Raw genomic sequence first — 1,415 nt, forward strand, 5'->3', positions numbered from 1 at the left:
GCATTTATTTGCATGCTTGATTTTGAGAAATTGCCATCACGCAGGCCTATTTCATAGCCTGTAATCATGAAGGGAATATCGACGGATTTTGCGCGGCGCAGCATTGATATTCAGGTGTCAGCAGAGAAAGATCGACATTACTTCAACCTAACACATTCTTTCAAAAGGTCGACCTGATAAATATGTCAGGTGTTATGACCTAATTAAAAATCTTAAGAACGCACAAATTTTTATGAATCTCCAAAGAGATATTCATAGGAAGGAAGGGTGTTGAGTCCAGCACTCCCAATGGGGAGGGAACGCCTTTTGAGGGCTCCGGTAACGACAGATAGCTAAGGGCTTCTCGGGAACGCCGAGAAGCCCTTGAAATATCGCTGTTCTGAGAGGCCGTAGCCATCCGCAGCGATTGACTAGCTACCGCAGGAAGCTTTGCAGGTTCAGGTCCTGAATACGTGCGAAGGAATTATACGAGGCTTCCAGAATGGTCTGAAGGCTCGTCAAGGTCGCAATCGCTTCCGTCTTATCCTGCTTGGCCAGATCATCGAAGTTATTATTCGCGATCGATTTTTGCAGACTGTTTTGTTCTGTGATACCCACAAGGGTCTTTTGGTTGATGCCCGAGCTTGCGCGCAGACTGGTGATCTGCGTACGGGCTTCAAGAAGTATTTTGTTGGCAGCGGCAACATCTTCTTTGCTCAGGGGCGAAGTTTGCTGCTGCAGAAAGTTAAGCGTATAGATAAGTCGTGCGAAACCCGCTTTGTCCGCAGTCATGCCATAATCAACGGTTGCATTATCCGTTACTTGGACTTTTTGGGGATTAAAGATTTCACGGGCAGCTTGAGTATTTGTATAATAGCCGGTGCTACCTACCCCAGCGCCCTGATTCGTTTGATAGTCTGCCGGACGCCCGATCGACTCAACACCATCTGGACCTAAGCGGGTGCTTACCCCTGACGGGCTAATCACGCCGGTTTGGGGGTTTACAATGCTAATCACCCGTGCAGGACCAGCCGTTGCGGCCAGTGTAGTTGTACTCAGGGGACGCAGCTTTAAGACAGGGTTAACGGTTGCATCTGAGTAGGTTTCAATTTCGGCAACGTTAAAACGCTCCCCATTGATTTCCAAAACCGTGCCCGGCCGAATTGCTGTCGGCAAGGCACCACTGATCTGAACTGACTGGGTGTCGATATTGGCATTACGCAAACCGCCAATCATTGTATAGGTGCGGTTGGCCGCAGGCGCGATCGGCGTGTCTTCAACATAATTTGACCCAACCTGCGTCAGGTCCTTCATGATGAGACTATCGTTCGGCAAGAATGCGATCTCGTTCAGCGGCTCAATATAAGCCCGAACCGTCTCCGCGCCCCCCGTTGTGGCGGAATGATAGATGATCCGGCCCCGGGCACCATTAGTGC

1 protein-coding gene is annotated in these 1,415 nt (G+C 49.8%); it reads right to left on the reverse strand.

Annotation, left to right across the window (positions count from 1 at the left end):
- Positions 1 to 414: 414 nt before the first annotated feature.
- Positions 415 to 1,415: flagellin (locus tag VZ95_RS20495; protein ID WP_045777507.1), on the reverse strand; the 1,001-nt coding region annotated here is incomplete at its 5' end.

It is taken from the genome of Elstera litoralis, assembly GCF_000963705.1.
GTDB lineage: Bacteria > Pseudomonadota > Alphaproteobacteria > Elsterales > Elsteraceae > Elstera > Elstera litoralis.